The sequence below is a fragment of the Herbidospora yilanensis genome (genome assembly GCF_001570565.1).
Taxonomy (GTDB): domain Bacteria; phylum Actinomycetota; class Actinomycetes; order Streptosporangiales; family Streptosporangiaceae; genus Herbidospora; species Herbidospora yilanensis.
In genome coordinates this window covers 186,529-201,911 of record NZ_BBXE01000014.1, presented here as the reverse complement: position 1 = coordinate 201,911, position 15,383 = coordinate 186,529, and the positions used below count along the sequence as shown (strand labels likewise).

11 protein-coding genes are annotated in these 15,383 nt (G+C 74.1%); 3 read left to right on the top strand and 8 right to left on the bottom strand.

The window, feature by feature from the left end; genetic code table 11:
• The first annotated feature begins 154 nt into the window (after positions 1-154).
• The gene (locus AW273_RS05320) at positions 155-1,468 is read left to right on the top strand and encodes an LCP family protein (RefSeq protein ID WP_062345767.1); all 1,314 of its coding nucleotides are present in this window, start codon (positions 155-157) and stop codon (positions 1,466-1,468) included.
• Here AW273_RS05320 and AW273_RS05315 read toward each other — a convergent pair.
• The 7 genes from AW273_RS05315 to AW273_RS05285 form a co-directional block, all read right to left on the bottom strand.
• Positions 1,465-2,466, bottom strand: coding sequence for an enolase C-terminal domain-like protein (locus AW273_RS05315; RefSeq protein ID WP_062345765.1), 1,002 nt, complete (start codon positions 2,464-2,466; stop codon positions 1,465-1,467). The genes AW273_RS05320 and AW273_RS05315 overlap by 4 nt on opposite strands.
• A gap of 41 nt (positions 2,467-2,507) precedes the next feature.
• On the bottom strand, positions 2,508-3,842 hold the full coding sequence (locus AW273_RS05310) for an MFS transporter (RefSeq protein WP_232327077.1): 1,335 nt from the start codon (positions 3,840-3,842) through the stop codon (positions 2,508-2,510).
• 340 nt (positions 3,843-4,182) lie between these two features.
• Entirely contained in the window at positions 4,183-5,370 is a 1,188-nt protein-coding gene (locus AW273_RS05305; RefSeq protein ID WP_062345761.1) for a VWA domain-containing protein, read from the bottom strand.
• On the bottom strand, positions 5,370-7,538 hold the full coding sequence (locus AW273_RS05300; RefSeq protein ID WP_062345759.1) for a DUF5682 family protein: 2,169 nt from the start codon (positions 7,536-7,538) through the stop codon (positions 5,370-5,372). The genes AW273_RS05305 and AW273_RS05300 overlap by 1 nt, the downstream gene beginning before the upstream one ends.
• 3 nt (positions 7,539-7,541) lie before the next feature.
• Positions 7,542-8,627: an ATP-binding protein gene (locus AW273_RS05295; protein WP_062345757.1), complete on the bottom strand. Its 1,086-nt coding sequence runs from the start codon at positions 8,625-8,627 to the stop codon at positions 7,542-7,544.
• Entirely contained in the window at positions 8,624-10,027 is a 1,404-nt protein-coding gene (locus tag AW273_RS05290) for a DUF5691 domain-containing protein (RefSeq protein ID WP_062345755.1), read from the bottom strand. The genes AW273_RS05295 and AW273_RS05290 overlap by 4 nt, the downstream gene beginning before the upstream one ends.
• Positions 10,024-11,343 (bottom strand): SWIM zinc finger family protein, encoded by a 1,320-nt coding sequence (locus AW273_RS05285; protein ID WP_062346141.1) that lies wholly within the window; start codon positions 11,341-11,343, stop codon positions 10,024-10,026. Before AW273_RS05285 ends, AW273_RS05290 begins: the two co-directional genes overlap by 4 nt.
• A 91-nt stretch (positions 11,344-11,434) precedes the next feature.
• Here AW273_RS05285 and AW273_RS39030 point away from each other — a divergent pair, with 91 nt between their 5' ends.
• Positions 11,435-14,305 carry a helix-turn-helix transcriptional regulator gene (locus AW273_RS39030; RefSeq protein WP_062345753.1) on the top strand — a complete coding sequence of 957 codons (2,871 nt, stop codon included), beginning with the start codon at positions 11,435-11,437 and terminating at the stop codon, positions 14,303-14,305.
• 4 nt (positions 14,306-14,309) lie between these two features.
• Positions 14,310-14,789 carry a cupin domain-containing protein gene (locus AW273_RS05275; protein WP_232327075.1) on the top strand — a complete coding sequence of 160 codons (480 nt, stop codon included), beginning with the start codon at positions 14,310-14,312 and terminating at the stop codon, positions 14,787-14,789.
• Here the strand turns inward: AW273_RS05275 and AW273_RS05270 are convergent.
• Positions 14,761-15,348 carry a GNAT family N-acetyltransferase gene (locus AW273_RS05270; RefSeq protein WP_198168012.1) on the bottom strand — a complete coding sequence of 196 codons (588 nt, stop codon included), beginning with the start codon at positions 15,346-15,348 and terminating at the stop codon, positions 14,761-14,763. The two genes, AW273_RS05275 and AW273_RS05270, sit on opposite strands and share 29 nt — an antisense overlap.
• Between the last annotated feature and the right edge of the window lie 35 nt (positions 15,349-15,383).

The following is a 15,383-nucleotide window of genomic DNA, read 5'->3' as shown; positions in this document are numbered from 1 at the left end:
AGTACGCGAACCGGGTGAATCGGCTACGAACTCGCCGGTGTCTGGAAGGTAAAGGCGTTCGGCCCCCTCGGACGGTTCAATGTAATCGTGGCGACACGGTCCGTGACCACGTAATCGAGCATCTTCGGGGATGGGCGTGCGGAAACCAGGTCAGGTGATCGGATGGGTCGCGTTGTCGGTGCTGTTCCCGGGGGTGGCGCATCTGCGGGCGGGCTGGCGGCGTACCGGCGCGTCGGTGCTGGCGGTCTATCTGTCGGGCGTCGCGGTGGTCATCACGGTGGCGGCGCTGGCGGGGGCCGACCTGGCCGGGCGGCTGATCGGCCGTCTCGGGCTGCTGGCGGTCATGTCGGGCACCCTCGGCGTGGCGTGGTTCGTGCTCGTGGTGCACTCGTACGTCGTCCTGCGGCCGGGACGGTTGTCGATGCCGGGCCAGCTGGTCTCGGGGGTGCTGACCGGCGTGCTGGCGGTCGGGTCGGCGCTGCCGTTCGGGCTGACCGCCCACTACGCGGCGGTCTCGCAGCGCACGATCGACGGCCTGTTCAAGAGCTCGGGCGAGATGCCCACGGGCGAGCCGTTCGGCGGGCGCGACCGGGTCAACATCCTGCTGCTCGGCGGTGACCTGGCCGGGAACCGGGTCGGCGTGCGGACCGACAGCATCAACGTGGCCAGCGTCGACGTGCGCACCGGGCACACGGTCATGTTCGGGCTGCCGCGCAACCTCGAAGGGGTGCGGTTCCCCGAGGGCAGCCCGATGTACAACCACTTCCCCTTCGGCTTCCGGCTGCCGAGCGGCCCCGACGGCTCGCGCGAGGATCTGCTGTTCTCGGTGTGGGAGTACGCCGACCAGCACCCCGAGGTCTTCGGCGGGCGCACCGGCATGGGCCCGGCGACCCTGAAGGAGACCGTCGGCGAGATCCTGGGGCTGCACGTCGACTGGTACACGCTGGTCAACATCGGCGGCTTCGCCAAGATCATCGACGCGATCGGCGGCCTGGAGCTGACCGTCGACCGCGACGTCGTCTACGGCCGCCGCAACGAGGGCCTCATCCCGGCCGGCACCCGCAGGCTGACCGGCGAGCAGGCCCTGTGGTTCGCCCGCTCGCGCACCTTCTCCGACGACTACGCCCGGATGAAGCGGCAGAAGTGCGTGTTCGCGGCCCTGCTGGCCCAGGCCGAGCCCGCCAAGGTCCTGACCCACTTCACCGAGATCGCGGGCGCGACCGAGGGGCTGCTGGAGACCGACATCCCCGGCCCGATGCTCGAACACCTGGTGCCGCTCGCGGCGAAGACGAAGAGGGCCGGGGTGACCAGCGTCCAGTTCGTCCCGCCGATGATCAGCACCGCCTCGCCCGACTGGACCCTGATCAGGAACACCGTCGCGCGGGCCCTCACGGGCGGCGGCGGTGCGTCGAGCAGCTCGCCGAAGGCCCCGAAACTGGCCGAGGGCTGCGCGCCCGTCGCGTCCTAACGCAGGGCGAAGCTGTCGCGGGCCATCCGCCTGACCCGCTCTTCGTCGACCGTGTGGCCCAGCCCCGGCTGGGTCAGCGGGATGGCCACCACTCCCCCCGACGCGCCGACCGGCGGGTCGACGATCTGGGCGTTCCTGGGTGGTTCGGTCACGTCGCTCGGGAGGGTGCAGCCCGGCAGGGCGGCCACCGCGACGGTGGCCGCGCGGGCGAGACCGGCGCCCCGGCCGTCGGCGCAGGTGATGTCCCAGCCGGCCCGGCGGGCGCGGTCGTGGGCGGTCTTCACGGCGGCCAGCGAGCCGAACAAGGACGGCCGGAGCATGAGGGCCCGCCCGGCCCGCGCGGCGACGGCCTCGTCGAGCTCGGCCAGCGAGCGGGCCTCGACGACGACCGGGATGCTCAGCCGCGACTGCAACTCGGCGCTCAGGTCGAGGTCGTCGCAGGGCCGCTCGATCCCCGACAGGTCGTAACCGGCCAGGGATTCGAGCTGCCCGATCTCCGTGTAGGCCCGCCGCGCGTCGACCGTGATCGCCAGCGCCGGGTAGGCGGCCCGGATCGCGCGCAGCGGCTCGACGTCCCACCCCGGGTGGATCTCCACGGTGACGTGGGCGTATCCGGCCCCGACGAACCGGTTGACGCCGTCGACCGCCGACTGCAGCGACCGCACGGCGGGCAGCCGGACGGTGGCCATGAGCGAGGTGCGGGTGCCGCCGAGCGCGTGGGCCAGCGGCACGCCCGTCATGCGGGTCGCCAGGTCCCAGCAGGCCATGTCGGCCGCGGTGCCGAGCTCGGGCAGGTCGTGGGGGGTCTCCCAGTCGACCCCGATGAGGATCTGGGCGAGGGTCTCCTCAAGCGAGCTCCAGACCTTGGGATCGGGGTGGACGACCTCGCCCCACCCGGCCATCCCGCCGTGATCGGTGAGCTTGACCAGGATGCTCTCCGGTCGCCTGCCGTAGGGCAGGACCAGCCGGAACACATCGACCTCACGGACACGCGGCACGGATGGCTCCCCCTGGCTGTTCTTGAGGCGGATTCCCGCTCTCAGACCTCCATGGTGACACGCCGGGACAGCAGCGCCCCCGCCAGCGCCATCACCACGAGCAGGGCGAAGCAGACGGCGTAGGCCCCGGTCGAGGTGAGGATCGCCCCCGTGACGGCCACCGCGACCACGGTCACGCCCGACTCGCCGACGCTCAGCGAGGCGCTGTTCTTGCCCTCCTCGCCGGGCTTGGACAACTCCAGGACCAGCACCGACAGCGTCGGGTAGATCATCCCGATGCCGAGCCCGCAGACCACCCAGCCGGCGAACGCCACCCAGACCGGGACGGCGGGCAGGAACGCCAGCGCGGTCACCGAGATCCCGGCGACGACCAGCAGGTGGCCGCCCCAGAGCCGCAGCACGCGCCCGCCCGGGTACTTCCCCTGCAGCCACGACCCGGCCGACCAGGCCAGCGCGCCGCCGGTGAGCGCGATGCCCGCCTCGGTCAGCGTCAGGCCGCGCTCCTTGGTCAGCATCAGCGGCACGAGGATCTCGGCGGCGAAGAACGCGGCCATGCTGAGCCCGCGCAGCGCGACCACGGTCGGCAGGCCGCGGGCCGCCCGCAGGGTCCCGGCCGGGACCAGCATCGGCAGTGCCACCAGCAGCACGACCAGGCCGACCGCCATCAGGGCGTGGTTCGACTCGCCCGACCCGTATTGGAGCACCGCCGCGCCCACGGCCGCGCCGCCTCCCCAGGCGAGCCGCGCGGCGAACGGGCCGGTGTCGGCCTTCTCCTCGTCCTCCGTATCGGGCTCCCTGGAGGCCAGCCCGCGCCAGAAGATCGCCGCGGCCGGGAGAGCGATCACCGCGACGCCCAGGAAGACGGCCCGCCAGGTCCACGTCTCGGTGACCATGCCGGTGATGGCCGGCCCGACCACCGACGGCAACACCCAGGCGGCGGCCAGCAGCGAGAAGACCTTCGGGTGCATCGCGCCCGGGTAGACCCGCGCGACCAGGACGTAGATGGCCACGTTGAACAACCCGCCGCCCAGGCCCTGGAGCAGCCGTCCGGCGATGAAGACCTCCATCGTCGGGGCCAGCCCGGCGATGACCAGGCCGGTCACGAACATGCCGAGGCCGGTCCACAGGGGCCGGTCGGGGCCGGAGAGGTCGCCCCACCGGCCGCCGGCGACCGTGCCGACGAGGGCCGCGGCGACCGCGCCGCTGAAGGCGAGGCTGTAGAGGCCGAAGCCCCGCAGCTCCTTGCCGATCTCGGGCATGGCGGTCGCGACCGCCAGATATTCGAACGCGACCAGCACCATGAGCGCGGTGATGCCGATGCTCAGGGAGCGGTAGCGCGTGGAGAAGACCGCCGGAGGCGGTGACGTGGACGTCATGACGGAAACCATGATTCGGACATTACGGAAGGAGAGCGTACCGGGCATCGGGCCGTGGCCCCGGAGGGCATGGGACCTTGGTCGGACGCCGCCGCGGCCGGTCACGCCTGGTGACGCCGGGTTCGCCGGGCCGCTGACGTGGGCTTCGCATCTCGATCGTGCTCCGTTTCCGGTGGTCTTAGGTCGGAAGGTCCCTTCCGGCGTGGATCGGTCGTCGCGGCGGGACGCGAGAGCGGGCGACCGGCGCCGGATACGGCGGGGAGCGGGGGCGGCGGGCGGGGCCGGGGTGGGCGGAGCCGTAGCGGAAGGGGAGGGAGCGGCCCGCGCGGCGCCGGGGTTCTCAGCCGGTCTGTTTGCCCTCGCCCAGGTTGCGTTCGGCCCAGGCGGTGATGTCGCGGCGTTCGATCGCGGCGGCCATGAGGTCGGGGAAGGCGTCGGGGGTGCAGGCGAAGGCCGGGACGCCCATCGCCGCCAGGGCGGCGGCGTTCTCGTGGTCGTAGAAGGGCGCGCCCTCGTCGGACAGGGCCAGCAGGACGATCACCTGGACGCCCGCCGCCGTCATCGCCGCCACCCGCTTCAGCATCTCGGCGCGGACGCCGCCCTCGTAGAGGTCGCTGATCAGGATGAAGATCGAGTTGGCGGGGCGGGTGATGAGGCCCTGGGAGTAGGCGATGGCGCGGTTGATGTCGGTGCCGCCGCCGAGCTGGGTGCCGAACAGCAGCTCGACCGGGTCGTGGAGCTGGTCGGTGAGGTCGACGACGGCGGTGTCGAAGACGACCAGCGACGTCTTCAGCGAGCGCATCGAGGCCAGCACCGCCCCGAACACGCTCGAATAGACCACCGAGGCGGCCATCGAGCCGCTCTGGTCGATGCAGAGCACGACCTCGCGCTGCACCGACTGCTGCTTGCGGGCGTAGCCGACCAGGCGCGACGGCACGACCGTGTTGCGGTCGGGCAGGTAGTTCTTGAGGTTCGCCCGGATGGTCCGGTCCCAGTCGATGTCGGCCGGGCGTCGCGGGCGGTTGGTGCGGGCGGCCCGGTTCAGCGCGCCGGTCACCGCCGCCCGGGTGCGGTGCTGGAGCTTCCTCTCCAGCTCGTGGACGACCTTGCGGACGACCACCCGCGCCGACTCGCGGGCCTGCTCGGGCATCACCCGGTTGAGCGACAGCAGGGTGCCGACCAGGTGGACGTCGGGCTCGACGGCCTCGAGCATCTCCGGTTCCAGCAGCAGGCGGCTCAGGTCGAGGCGGTCGATGGCGTCCTTCTGCATGACCTGGACGACCGTCGACGGGAAGTAGGTGCGGATGTCGCCCAGCCACCGGGACACCCGGGGCGCCGAACCGCCCAGCCCGGCCGAGCGGGGCGCCGCCTCGCCGTCGCCGTCGAGGTCGTAGAGGGCGGCCAGGGCGGCGTCCATGCCGGCGTCGGCGCCCGACAGGTCGCCCAGGCCGCCGCCGGGCGCGTTCGCGGCCTCGCCGCCGAGGACCAGCCGCCAGCGGCGGGCCCGCTCGTCGTCGTGCACGTCCATCAGCCGCTCCCCAGGATGCCCATGACGGTGCGCACGGCCGGGGCGGCGCGCTCGTCGTCGTATTCGATGTCTTTCTCGGTGGCCGAGCCCGACCGGACGCGGCTCGCGATCGAGCGCCGCTCGGGCGGCGCGAAGGAGCCGAAGGTCCGCCGCAGCAGCGGCAGGACCTCCACGAACGCGTCGCCGCGCAGGCCCACGAGCCAGTCGTCGACCATGGCCAGCAGGCGCGGGTCGTGGACCAGCAGCAGCCCGCCGCCGGACAGGAAACCCTCGATCCAGGCCGCCGCCCGCGCGGGCGGATGGGCGAGCGAGACGGCCCGCGACATGCGCGCGTCGGCGTCGCCGAGCCGGTCGCCGTCGAACAGGATGCGGACGATCCGGCCCTCGATGACCCCGGGCAGGCCGGTCCGGTCGGCGAGGGCGCGCAGCGCGCCCAGCCAGCGGTCGCGCCCCTCGTCGAGCAGCGCCGACGCGCTGGTCACGGCGTCGATGTGGACGACCATGCCGCGCGCGTTCTCGTCGTCGAGCCCCGACACGGCGGCCGACAACCCGGCGCAGATCCGGGCCAGCAGCGACGTGGCGATCACGGCCAGCCCCTCGGCTGGGGTGCCCCGGACGTCGCCGTAACGCTGGGCTCTGACCAGTGCGGGCAGCGCGGCCATGAGGTGGCGGATGTCGGTGTCGACGGCGGCCCGGTCGCCGATCGCGGCCAGCACGGCCGGCAGCGACGCGGGCAGGTCGGCGAGCAGCGCCCGCTCGACGAGACCGGTGAGGTCGGCCAGCGCCGCGCCCTCGCGGCCGGCCAGCTCGGCGATCTTCGCGGTGGCGGCGGCCGGGACGGTCACCCCGAGCGGCGCGGCCTCGATGAGCGAGATGTCGAACTCGGGCCGCCACTGGAGCGCCCAGGCCTCCTTGAAGGTGCCCTTGCCCCGGGTCTGGCGGGGTTCGCCCCACGGGACGTTGAGCAGCCTGAGCCGGTGCAGCAGGCGGCTGCGGTCGAGGTCGAGCGGCTTGCGCAGGTCGAGTTCGAGTTCGCGGTCGAGCGCCTCGGGCTTGAGCCGGAGCCGCCGCTGCTCCTCGCGCAGATGGCGTTGCAGCGGGACCATCGGCGTCGAGTCGGGGACGTGGCCGAGCCGCTCCCCCACGACCATGCGCCGCTGGATCAGCTCGACGGGCAGCTCGTCGCCCTCGCACAACACGGCCCGCGCGGCCTCGGTGACCTCGGCCAGCCCGGCCAGGGGCCGGTTCCGGATGACCGCCAGGCTCCGCGCCAGCCGCACCGACTCGATGACGTGGGCGGACGAGACGGGAAGCCCCTCGTCGCGCAGCACTCCGGCGGCGGCGGCCAGCCACCGCTCGACCGGGCGGTCGGGGGTGGCGAACAGGTGGGCGTACCAGCCCGGCGAGGAGACGCCCGCGCCGTAGCCGCTCCAGTGGGCGAGCCGGCCGTGGGTCCACGGCACCCAGGTCATCTCGGCCTTGACCTTCGGCAGGCCCTTGAGGATCCGGTCGTCGGCCGCGGCCGGGCCGATCGAGCTCAGCGCCGGGACGTGCCAGGCGCCGCACACGACCGCGATGTTGGTGAAGCCCTCTTTGATCGCGACCCGGACGGTCCGGCGCATGTAGGCCTCCCGCCGGGCCTCCTTCTCGTCGGGCGTGTAGCCCTCGCGGACGGCGGCCATGGCCTCGGCGATGACCTCGAAGGGGGTGTCGCCGCGGTGCTCGACGGCGTCCTCCCACCAGCGCTCGGGGTCGTCGTAGCCGGCGGCGGCGGCGAGCGAGGCGATGGGGTCGACGCGCACGGCCTGGACCGGCGTCACGTCGTCGCCGTCCTGGCCGGCGTCGTCCTTCCCGGCCATCGAGTGGGCCGCCGGGAGGTCGCAGAAGCGGGCCGGGACGCCCGCCTCCGCCGCGTACCGCAGGGCCTGCCATTCCGGGGAGAACGCGGCGAACGGCCAGAAGGCGGCCTTGGTCGGGTCGCCCGGCACGTGGGCCAGCAGCGCCACCGGCGGTTCCATGTCGGGGTCGGCGGCCAGGGCGACGAGGCCGTCGGCCTCCGGCGGGCCCTCGATCAGCACGATGTCGGGTCTCAGTCGGGCCAGTTCGGCCACCACGGCGCGGGCGGACCCGGGGCCGTGGTGGCGGACGCCCAGCAGGGTGATGGTCATCGGTCAGCCGGCGTCCCGGCAGGCGCGGTAGAAGTCACGCCACTCCTCGCGTTCCCTGACGACCGTCTCCAGGTATTCCTGCCAGACCACCCGGTCGGACACCGGATCCTGCACGACCGCCCCGACGATCCCGGCCGCGACGTCGGACGGCCGCAACACGCCGTCGCCGAAGTGGGCCGCCAGAGCGATGCCGCTGGTCAGGACCGAGATCGCCTCGGCGGTCGACAGAGTGCCGCTGGGCGACTTGACCTTGGTGCGGCCGTCGGAGGTCACCCCCGAGCGCAGCTCGCGGAAGACCGTGACGACCCGGCGGATCTCCTCCAGGCCCGCGGGGGTCTCGGGCAGTTCGAGGGACCGGCCGAGCTGGGCGACCCGGCGGGAGACGATCTCCACCTCCTCCTCGGCCGAGGCCGGGACGGGCAGCACCACCGTGTTGAACCGGCGGCGCAGCGCGCTCGACAACTCGTTGACGCCGCGGTCGCGGTCGTTGGCGGTGGCGATCACGTTGAAGCCCTTGGCCGCCTGGACCTCCTGGTTGAGCTCGGGGATCGGCAGCGTCTTCTCGGACAACACGGTGATCAGCGCGTCTTGCACGTCGGAGGGCATGCGGGTCAGCTCCTCGACCCGGGCCAGCCGGCCCTCGGCCATGGCCCGCATCACGGGGCTGGGGGTCAGCGCCTCGCGTGAGGGGCCCTCGGCGAGCAGGCGGGCGTAGTTCCAGCCGTAGCGGACGGCCTCTTCGGCGGTTCCGGCGGTGCCCTGGACCAGCAGGGTCGAGTCGCCGGAGACGGCGGCGGCCAGGTGTTCCGACAACCAGGTCTTGGCGGTGCCGGGCACGCCGAGCAGCAGCAGCGCCCGGTCGGTGGCCAGGGTGGCGACGGCGACCTCGACGATGCGGCGCGGGCCGATGTACTTCGGGGTGATCACGCCGCCGGGGTGGTTCGCGTCGCCCAGGACGTAGGTGGTCACCGCCCACGGCGACAACCGCCAGCCGGGCGGGCGCGGCCGGTCGTCGTGCTTGGCCAGGACGGCCAGTTCGTCGGCGTACTGGTCTTCCGCGTGGGGCCGCAGGACGGTGGGGGTCGTCACGAGAACTCCTTGATCATGTCGGAACGGAAGCGGAGCAGGGCGGCGGCGGTCCGCAGTTCGCCGATGTCGGGCATCTGGTCGAGGTCGTAGGTGCCGGCCGGGTCGAGCCGCTCGCCCGCCAGGCGGGCCAGTTCGCCCGCGTTCCACGGCTGGCTGGAGGCGATGTCGGCGACCCGCTGGAGCACGGCCGCCGCGAGCGGCCCGCTCCACGGGCCGGGCACTCCGCCGAGCATCATGATGAGCTGCCCGTCGACGTTCCCCGCCCGGACGATCTCGGCCGCCCGCCAGGACCGCTCGTCGGGCGGCAGGACGGCCAGCAGGTCGGTCAGCGGTTCGACGTCGAACAGCGCGCGGGCCCAGACGGGGTCGTCCTGGAGGATCGCGGCCCGGATCCAGCCCATGTGGATCTCCCGGGCCCAGTCGCCGATCGTCATCCGGACCAGCTCGGCGGGTTCGGCGCCGAGGTGGCCGGGCCAGAACCGGAGCGGGGTGTGCGCGACGACCTGCTGCAACCACCAGCTACGCGGCCCGGTGCCCGCCGGCGGCCGGGACCGGACGCCGTCGCGCTCCATGACGGAGTCGCAGGCCGTCGGCGCGACCGCGGTGAGCCGGGAGCCGTCGCGGGTGAGCAGCGACGCGGCCCGCACGGCCATGCGCCGGCCGAGCCGGGAGTCGGGCAGCCGGGTGAGCAGGTCGGCGGCGGCCTGCCGGACCTCGCGGCGGCGGTCGTCGAGCGCCTTCTCCAGGAAGGGCTCGTCGGCCATGGTCAGCCCGTCGGCCAGGACCGCGACGAAGGCGGCCCGGTCGTCGGGCTCCTCCTTCGGCCAGGTGACCTCCAGGAGGTCTCTGGCCTCGTCGGGGGAGGCCGCCCGCAGGGCGGCGAGGAAGGCCTGGCGGTCGCCGCGGGTGCCGAACTCCCACGGCCCGTGGTCGAGGCCCGCCTGGTCCGGGGCCCCGCCCGAGCTCTCTTGGAGGAGGTAGCCCCAGTCGGGGTTGAGCCGGGCGAGCCAGCGCCCCCTGGCCCCCGCCACGACGGCGAGGTCGGCCCGGATCGACCGGTCGCGTGTTCCGGCCGCGAGCAACTGCGGCAGCAGCCGCGCCGGGACACGCAGCGACCGGCCGGCCGCCAGCGCCAGCCATTCGGGCAGCACCCGGGCGAACTCGCCGCCCAGCAGCCGGGCCAGCCGGTCGGCGGCCTTCGCCGGGACCGGCGGCGCGCCGTCGGCGGGCGCCCCGGCGAGCGGGATCCCGGCGCCGGGCCGCTCCCCCGCCCGGCGGGCCACCACCTGCGCGGCGGCCTGCTCCAGCAGGTCGGAGGGGGTGTCGAGGCCCCGGCGCTCGGTCCCCACGAGAGCGGTGGAGACGAGCTCGTTCCACCCGTTGCGCCGATCGAGCCTCACAGGACCACCACCTCGTCGTTTTCGTCCCACGTGGTGAGGGGACGCAGGCCGTCGGGAGTCCATTCCACGGCGACCGTCACCGGATGGCCGCCCGAGACCGCGACCAGCTTCCACGGATCACCGGCCGACGGGTGAAGCCGGAGGCCCCGGCCCGAGTCGCCCAGAAGGCACCACTCCTTGCCGTCGCGGCCGACCCGGGCGCCGGTGAGCACCAGCGGCCACGACTCGGTCCACGGGTCGCGGGTCAGCACGTCGGCGATCACCTGCGGCACGCCCTCGACGGTCACCCCCGAGGCGGGCGCCCTGGCGGGCACGGCCGGGCCGTAGCGGTCGGCGATCAGGGCCCGCAGCGGCGCCGCGCCCGGATAGTAGGAGACGTCGGCGTCGACCCGGGTGCCGGGCACCAGCGACGCGTCGAGCGGCTGGCCGGGCGGCGCGAACGACAACACCAGCGCCACGCGGCCGGTCGCCCGGCCGTGGAGCCAGACGCGCCGCGACAACAACCGGTCGCGTTCCTCGTCGCGCAGGGCGATGACCTGCCACTCGTCGCGGATCGGCGGCAGGGCCAGCACGGTCTCCTTGGCCACCTGGTAGCCGACCCGCTGGCGCACCGTCTCGCGCAGGTCGCCGGGCAGCTCGGCCGCCCGGCGGTGGGCCACGGCCAGCAGGTGGACCATGGCGTATTCGCCGAGCAGCCGGCCCGGCCAGTTCTCGTCGCGGAAGACCCGCGTGAGCCCCGAGAACGTCCCGGCCAGGCCCGGCGCCTGGGCGTCGACGAGCCGCTTGGCCAGGTCGCTCCACTCGGCCAGGCCCGTCTGCCGCGCGTCGGACAGGCCGCTCGCGACCTGGTCGGACAACCAGCGTTCGAGCTCGGCCAGCCCGGCCGTGACCCGCTCTTCACGCTGCCGGGCCCGGCCCTCGTCGGGCTTCGCGGCGGAGGGCTCGGCCTTCTCCGCGGTCTTCTTCTCGGCGGCCTTCTCGGCCCGCGCGGCCCGCTGGGCGAACCACTCGGCCGCCCAGGGGGCGAGTTCGGCGGCGGGCGGCACGCCGTCGGCCGACCACAGCAGGAGCAGGCCCAGGGCGTGTTTGCAGGGGAACTTCCTGCTGGGGCAACTGCAGCGGTAGGCGGGCTCGGACAGGTCGACGCACGCCTGGTAGGGCTTCGACCCGGACCCGGCGCACTCGCCCCACAACGCCGATCCGCTCACCCCCATGGCGGACCACTTCCTGGGCGCGCTCACCCCACTGGCCGCCTTCTGCGAGGCGGCGTCGGGCGCGAGCGCCAGCACCTGGTCTCGACTCCATCGTTCGATCACGCGCCGCACCCTAGCCGCGCCGGGCGACAAAACGCGCGAGATCACGAAGAGGGCTCCGGGTTCTGTCGGGGTGACGTGCCATACTCGCAGCGTGGTGGGCCGAAAGACACAAACCGGGCTTGTCGGGCGGGGGTTCCAGCTCGACCGGTTGTCGCGGGTGCTCGACGCCGCGACCGGGCACATGGCCGGGGTGGCGCTCGTCGGCGGCGACGCCGGCATCGGGAAGACGCGGATCGTGTGCGAGTTGTGCACGATCGCGCGGGAGCGCGATTTCACCGTTCTGGTCGGGCAGTGCGCCGAGCTGGGCAACGCGCTGCCCTATCTGCCGCTCGCCGACGCGCTCCGCAGCGCCGACCTCCGGTCGGCGCTCGAATCGCGGCCCGTGCTCCGGCGGCTGCTGCCCGGAGCCGACTCCGACGGGCCCGACGCGCTCAGCGGGGCGCTGGCGCAGCAGCGGCTCTTCGGGGCGACGTTGAGCCTGCTGGGCGAGCTGGCCGAGGAGCGGCCGGTGCTGATGGTGTTCGAAGACCTCCACTGGGCCGACCATTCGACGCGTGACCTGCTGGTGTTCCTGACCCGCATGCTCCAGCGCGAGCGGGTGGTCCTGGTCGGCACCTACCGGACCGACGACCTGCACCGCCGTCATCCGCTGCGCCCGGTGCTCGCGGAGCTTCAGCGGCTGCCGCTGGTCGTGCCGGTCGAGCTGCCGCCGCTCGACGACGAGGCGATGGCGACCCACCTGACCGCTCTGGGCGGCGGGAACGCGGGGGTGATCGGCGGGGTCGTCGGGCGGGCCGGGGGCAATCCGTTCTTCGCCGAGGAGCTGCTCCAGGCGGCCGCCAGCGGTGACCGGCTGCCGGCGACGCTGGCCGACCTGCTGATGGCGCGGGTCGAGGGGCTGTCCGACACGGCCCAGCAGGTGCTCCGGGTGGCGGCCGTGGCCGGGCGGCGGGTCGACCACGACATGCTGCGCGCGGCGGCCGGGCTGGCCGACCGGCCGCTCGAAGAGGCGCTGCGCGAGATCGTCTCGCGCGGGCTGCTGACGGTCGACCAGCACATCGGCTACGACTTCCGCCACGCCCTCCTCCAGGAGGCCGTCTACGACGACCTGCTCCCGGGCGAGCGCACCCGCCTGCACATGACGTTCGCGTCGCTGCTCACCGAGTCGGGGGGCCGGGCCGCCGAGCTGGCCCACCACTATTCGGCCGCCCACGACGTGCGGGGCGCGCTGATCACCTCGCTGGAGGCGGGTGTGCGGGCCACCCAGATGGGCGCCCCGGCCGAGGCCAACCGGCATTTCGACCGGGCGCTGGAGGTGTGGGAGCAGGTCCCCGACGCCGAGGCGATCACCGCCACGACACGGGCGCGGCTGATCCTCGACAGCGCCGCCGCGGCGGCCGACAGCGGCGACAACCACCGGGCCATCGCCCATCTGCGGCGGCTGCGCCAGCTCGTCACCGAGCCGCAGCTCGTGGCCGAGACCAACGAGCGGCTGGCCTGGTATCAGGCCGACGGCGACGACTTCCACGGCATGGCCGAGGCGGCCGAGGCGGCGGTGAACGCCGTCGACGACGGCCCCGAGACGCCGATGCTGGCCCGCGCCCTGGCCACCCACGCCCGCACGTTGTGGATCTCCGAGCGGGTGACCGACGCGCAGGCGGCCGCCGCCCGCGCCTTGGAGGTGGCGCGGCGCACCGGTTCGATCGAGGCCGAGTCGGCGGCGCTGGTGACGCTGGGCATCCAGCAGGAGTCGCTCGGCGATCCCGACATGGCCGAGGAGCTGCTGTCGATGGCGGCGGCCAAGACGTCGGGATCGTTGTCGATGGACCTGCGGGCCCTGTTCAGCCTGGCCCGGCTGCAATACGAGCGGGGCGACCTCGACGCGGCGGCGGAGTCGGCCGAGACCGGGTTGCAGGTGGCCCGCGACAACGGCCTGATGTGGAGCACGTTCGGCACCGACCTGCGGTTCCTGCGCTACCTGATCTCCTACGCGGCCGGCGACTGGGACGCCGCCGAGAAGCGGGCCGCCATGTTCGGCGTCCGGGTCGGCACCCCGCCCGAGGCGCTGCTGTCGTCGTTCGCGCTGTTCGTCGAGGTCGGCCGGGGGCGCGCGGTGGCCGCCGAGCGGCTGCGCTGGCTGGAGCCGTTCTGGGGCGCCGACGACCTGGTGACCTACATGACCCGGGGCATGGCCGCCGAGCTCGCCCTGTGGCGCGGCGACCCGAAGGAGGCGCTCGGTCACGTCGACGCGGTCGTGGCCGTGCAGCAGCCCTACGACTCGGGCCTGATCCGCGTCTCCGCGACCGGTCTGGCCGCCCTCGCCGACCTGCCGCCCGGCGATCCCGACCGGGCGCGCGGCACCGAGTTCATCGAGCGGGCCCGCTATGCCGCCACCAACGGCCCCACCGGGCCCACCGGCTCGGGGAACACGCTCGGCCCCGAGGGCCGGGGCTGGGCGGCCCGCGCGGAGGCCGAGTGGCACCGCCTGTCCGGCACCGCCACCCCCGAGGTGTGGGAGCGGGCGCTGGCCGCGTTCGACGGCGGCTTCCCCTACGAGCAGGCCCGCACCCGCTGGCGGCTGGCCGAGACCCTCCTGGAGTCGGGCGACCGCGACCGGGCCCGCGCCGAGTGGGAGCGGGCCGTCGAGGTGGCCGACCACCTGGGCGCCGCCCCGCTCCGCCACGCCCTCGACCTGCTGGGCCGCCGGGCCCGCTTCACCGTGCCCGGCTCGGCCGGGCCCGTCCGGGCGGGCGTGCTCGACAGCCTGACCGGCCGCGAACGCGAGGTCCTGGCCCAGGTGGCGGCCGGGCGCTCCAACCGCGAGATCGGCGAACGCCTGTTCATCAGCCAGAAGACGGCGAGCGTCCACGTGTCCAACATCCTGGCCAAACTCGGCGCGGCCACCCGCACCCAGGCCGCCGCCATCGCCCACCAGGAAGGGGTGAGACCTCCCGCCGACTGAACCGGTGATCGATACCCTCGGACCACAGGTGCCGCTGGAGGGAGCCGACATGCAGAAGCCGCCGCTGGCCGAGGAGCTCGGGCTGGAGCCCCACCCCGAGGGGGGATGGTTCGCGGAGACCTGGCGGTCTCCCGTGATGTTCTCCCCCGACGGCTACGACGGCCCGAGGCACAGCGCGACCGCCATCTACTTCCTCCTCGAACCCGGCGAGGAGTCGGCCTGGCACGTCGTCGCCTCCGCCGAACTCTGGTTCTGGCACCGCGGCGGCCCGCTGGTCCTCACCTTCGGCGGCGCCGGCGACCACCCGGAGAGCGGTGAGAGCGTCGTCCTGGGCCCCGACGTCGAGCGGGGCGAGCGGCCCCAGGTGCTGATCCCGCCGGGCGTCTGGCAGGCGGCCCGGCCGGCGGGAGCCGAGGGCGTGCTGGTGAGCTGCGTCGTCTCCCCCGGCTTCGAGTTCACCGACTTCCGGCTGGCCGATCGGTGATCCGCGCGTGGAGGTGCATGTCGTGCCAGCCGTCCGCGTGGAGCAGCGAGCTGTGCAGGACGCCCTCCAGCGCGTATCCCGACCGTTCCGCCACCCGGCACGACGCCGGGTTGGCGATCGCGTGGCGGAGTTCGAGGCGGTGGAGGCCCAGGTCGTCGAAGGCCCAGCGGGTCACCTCCGCGACCGCCGCGGTGGTGCCGCCCCGGCCGCGGCCCTCGGGGAGGGTCCAGTAGGCGACCTCGCCCAGGCCCAGTTCCAGGTCGACCATGCGGAGGGCCACCCGGCCCATGACGAGACCGCCGCGTTCGACCACCCATGACGCGCCGGTCTCCAGGGTCCAGCGGGCCCGCCAGCGGGCGATGACGGTCGCGGCCCTGGCGGCGTCGGCCTCGTGTTCGAGGTTCCACAGGCGGATGTCGGGGTCGGCGAAGGCGGCCATGACGATCGGCTCGTCCCCGGACTCGCGGAAAGGGCGCAGCAGCAGGTCTCCGGTCGTCAGCGACGGCTGTGGGTGATCACGCATGGAACCGGCGGGGACGACCTCGGGGATGACGTACACCCGCCTATCCTGCCGCCCGGAATAGGGTGAAGGGC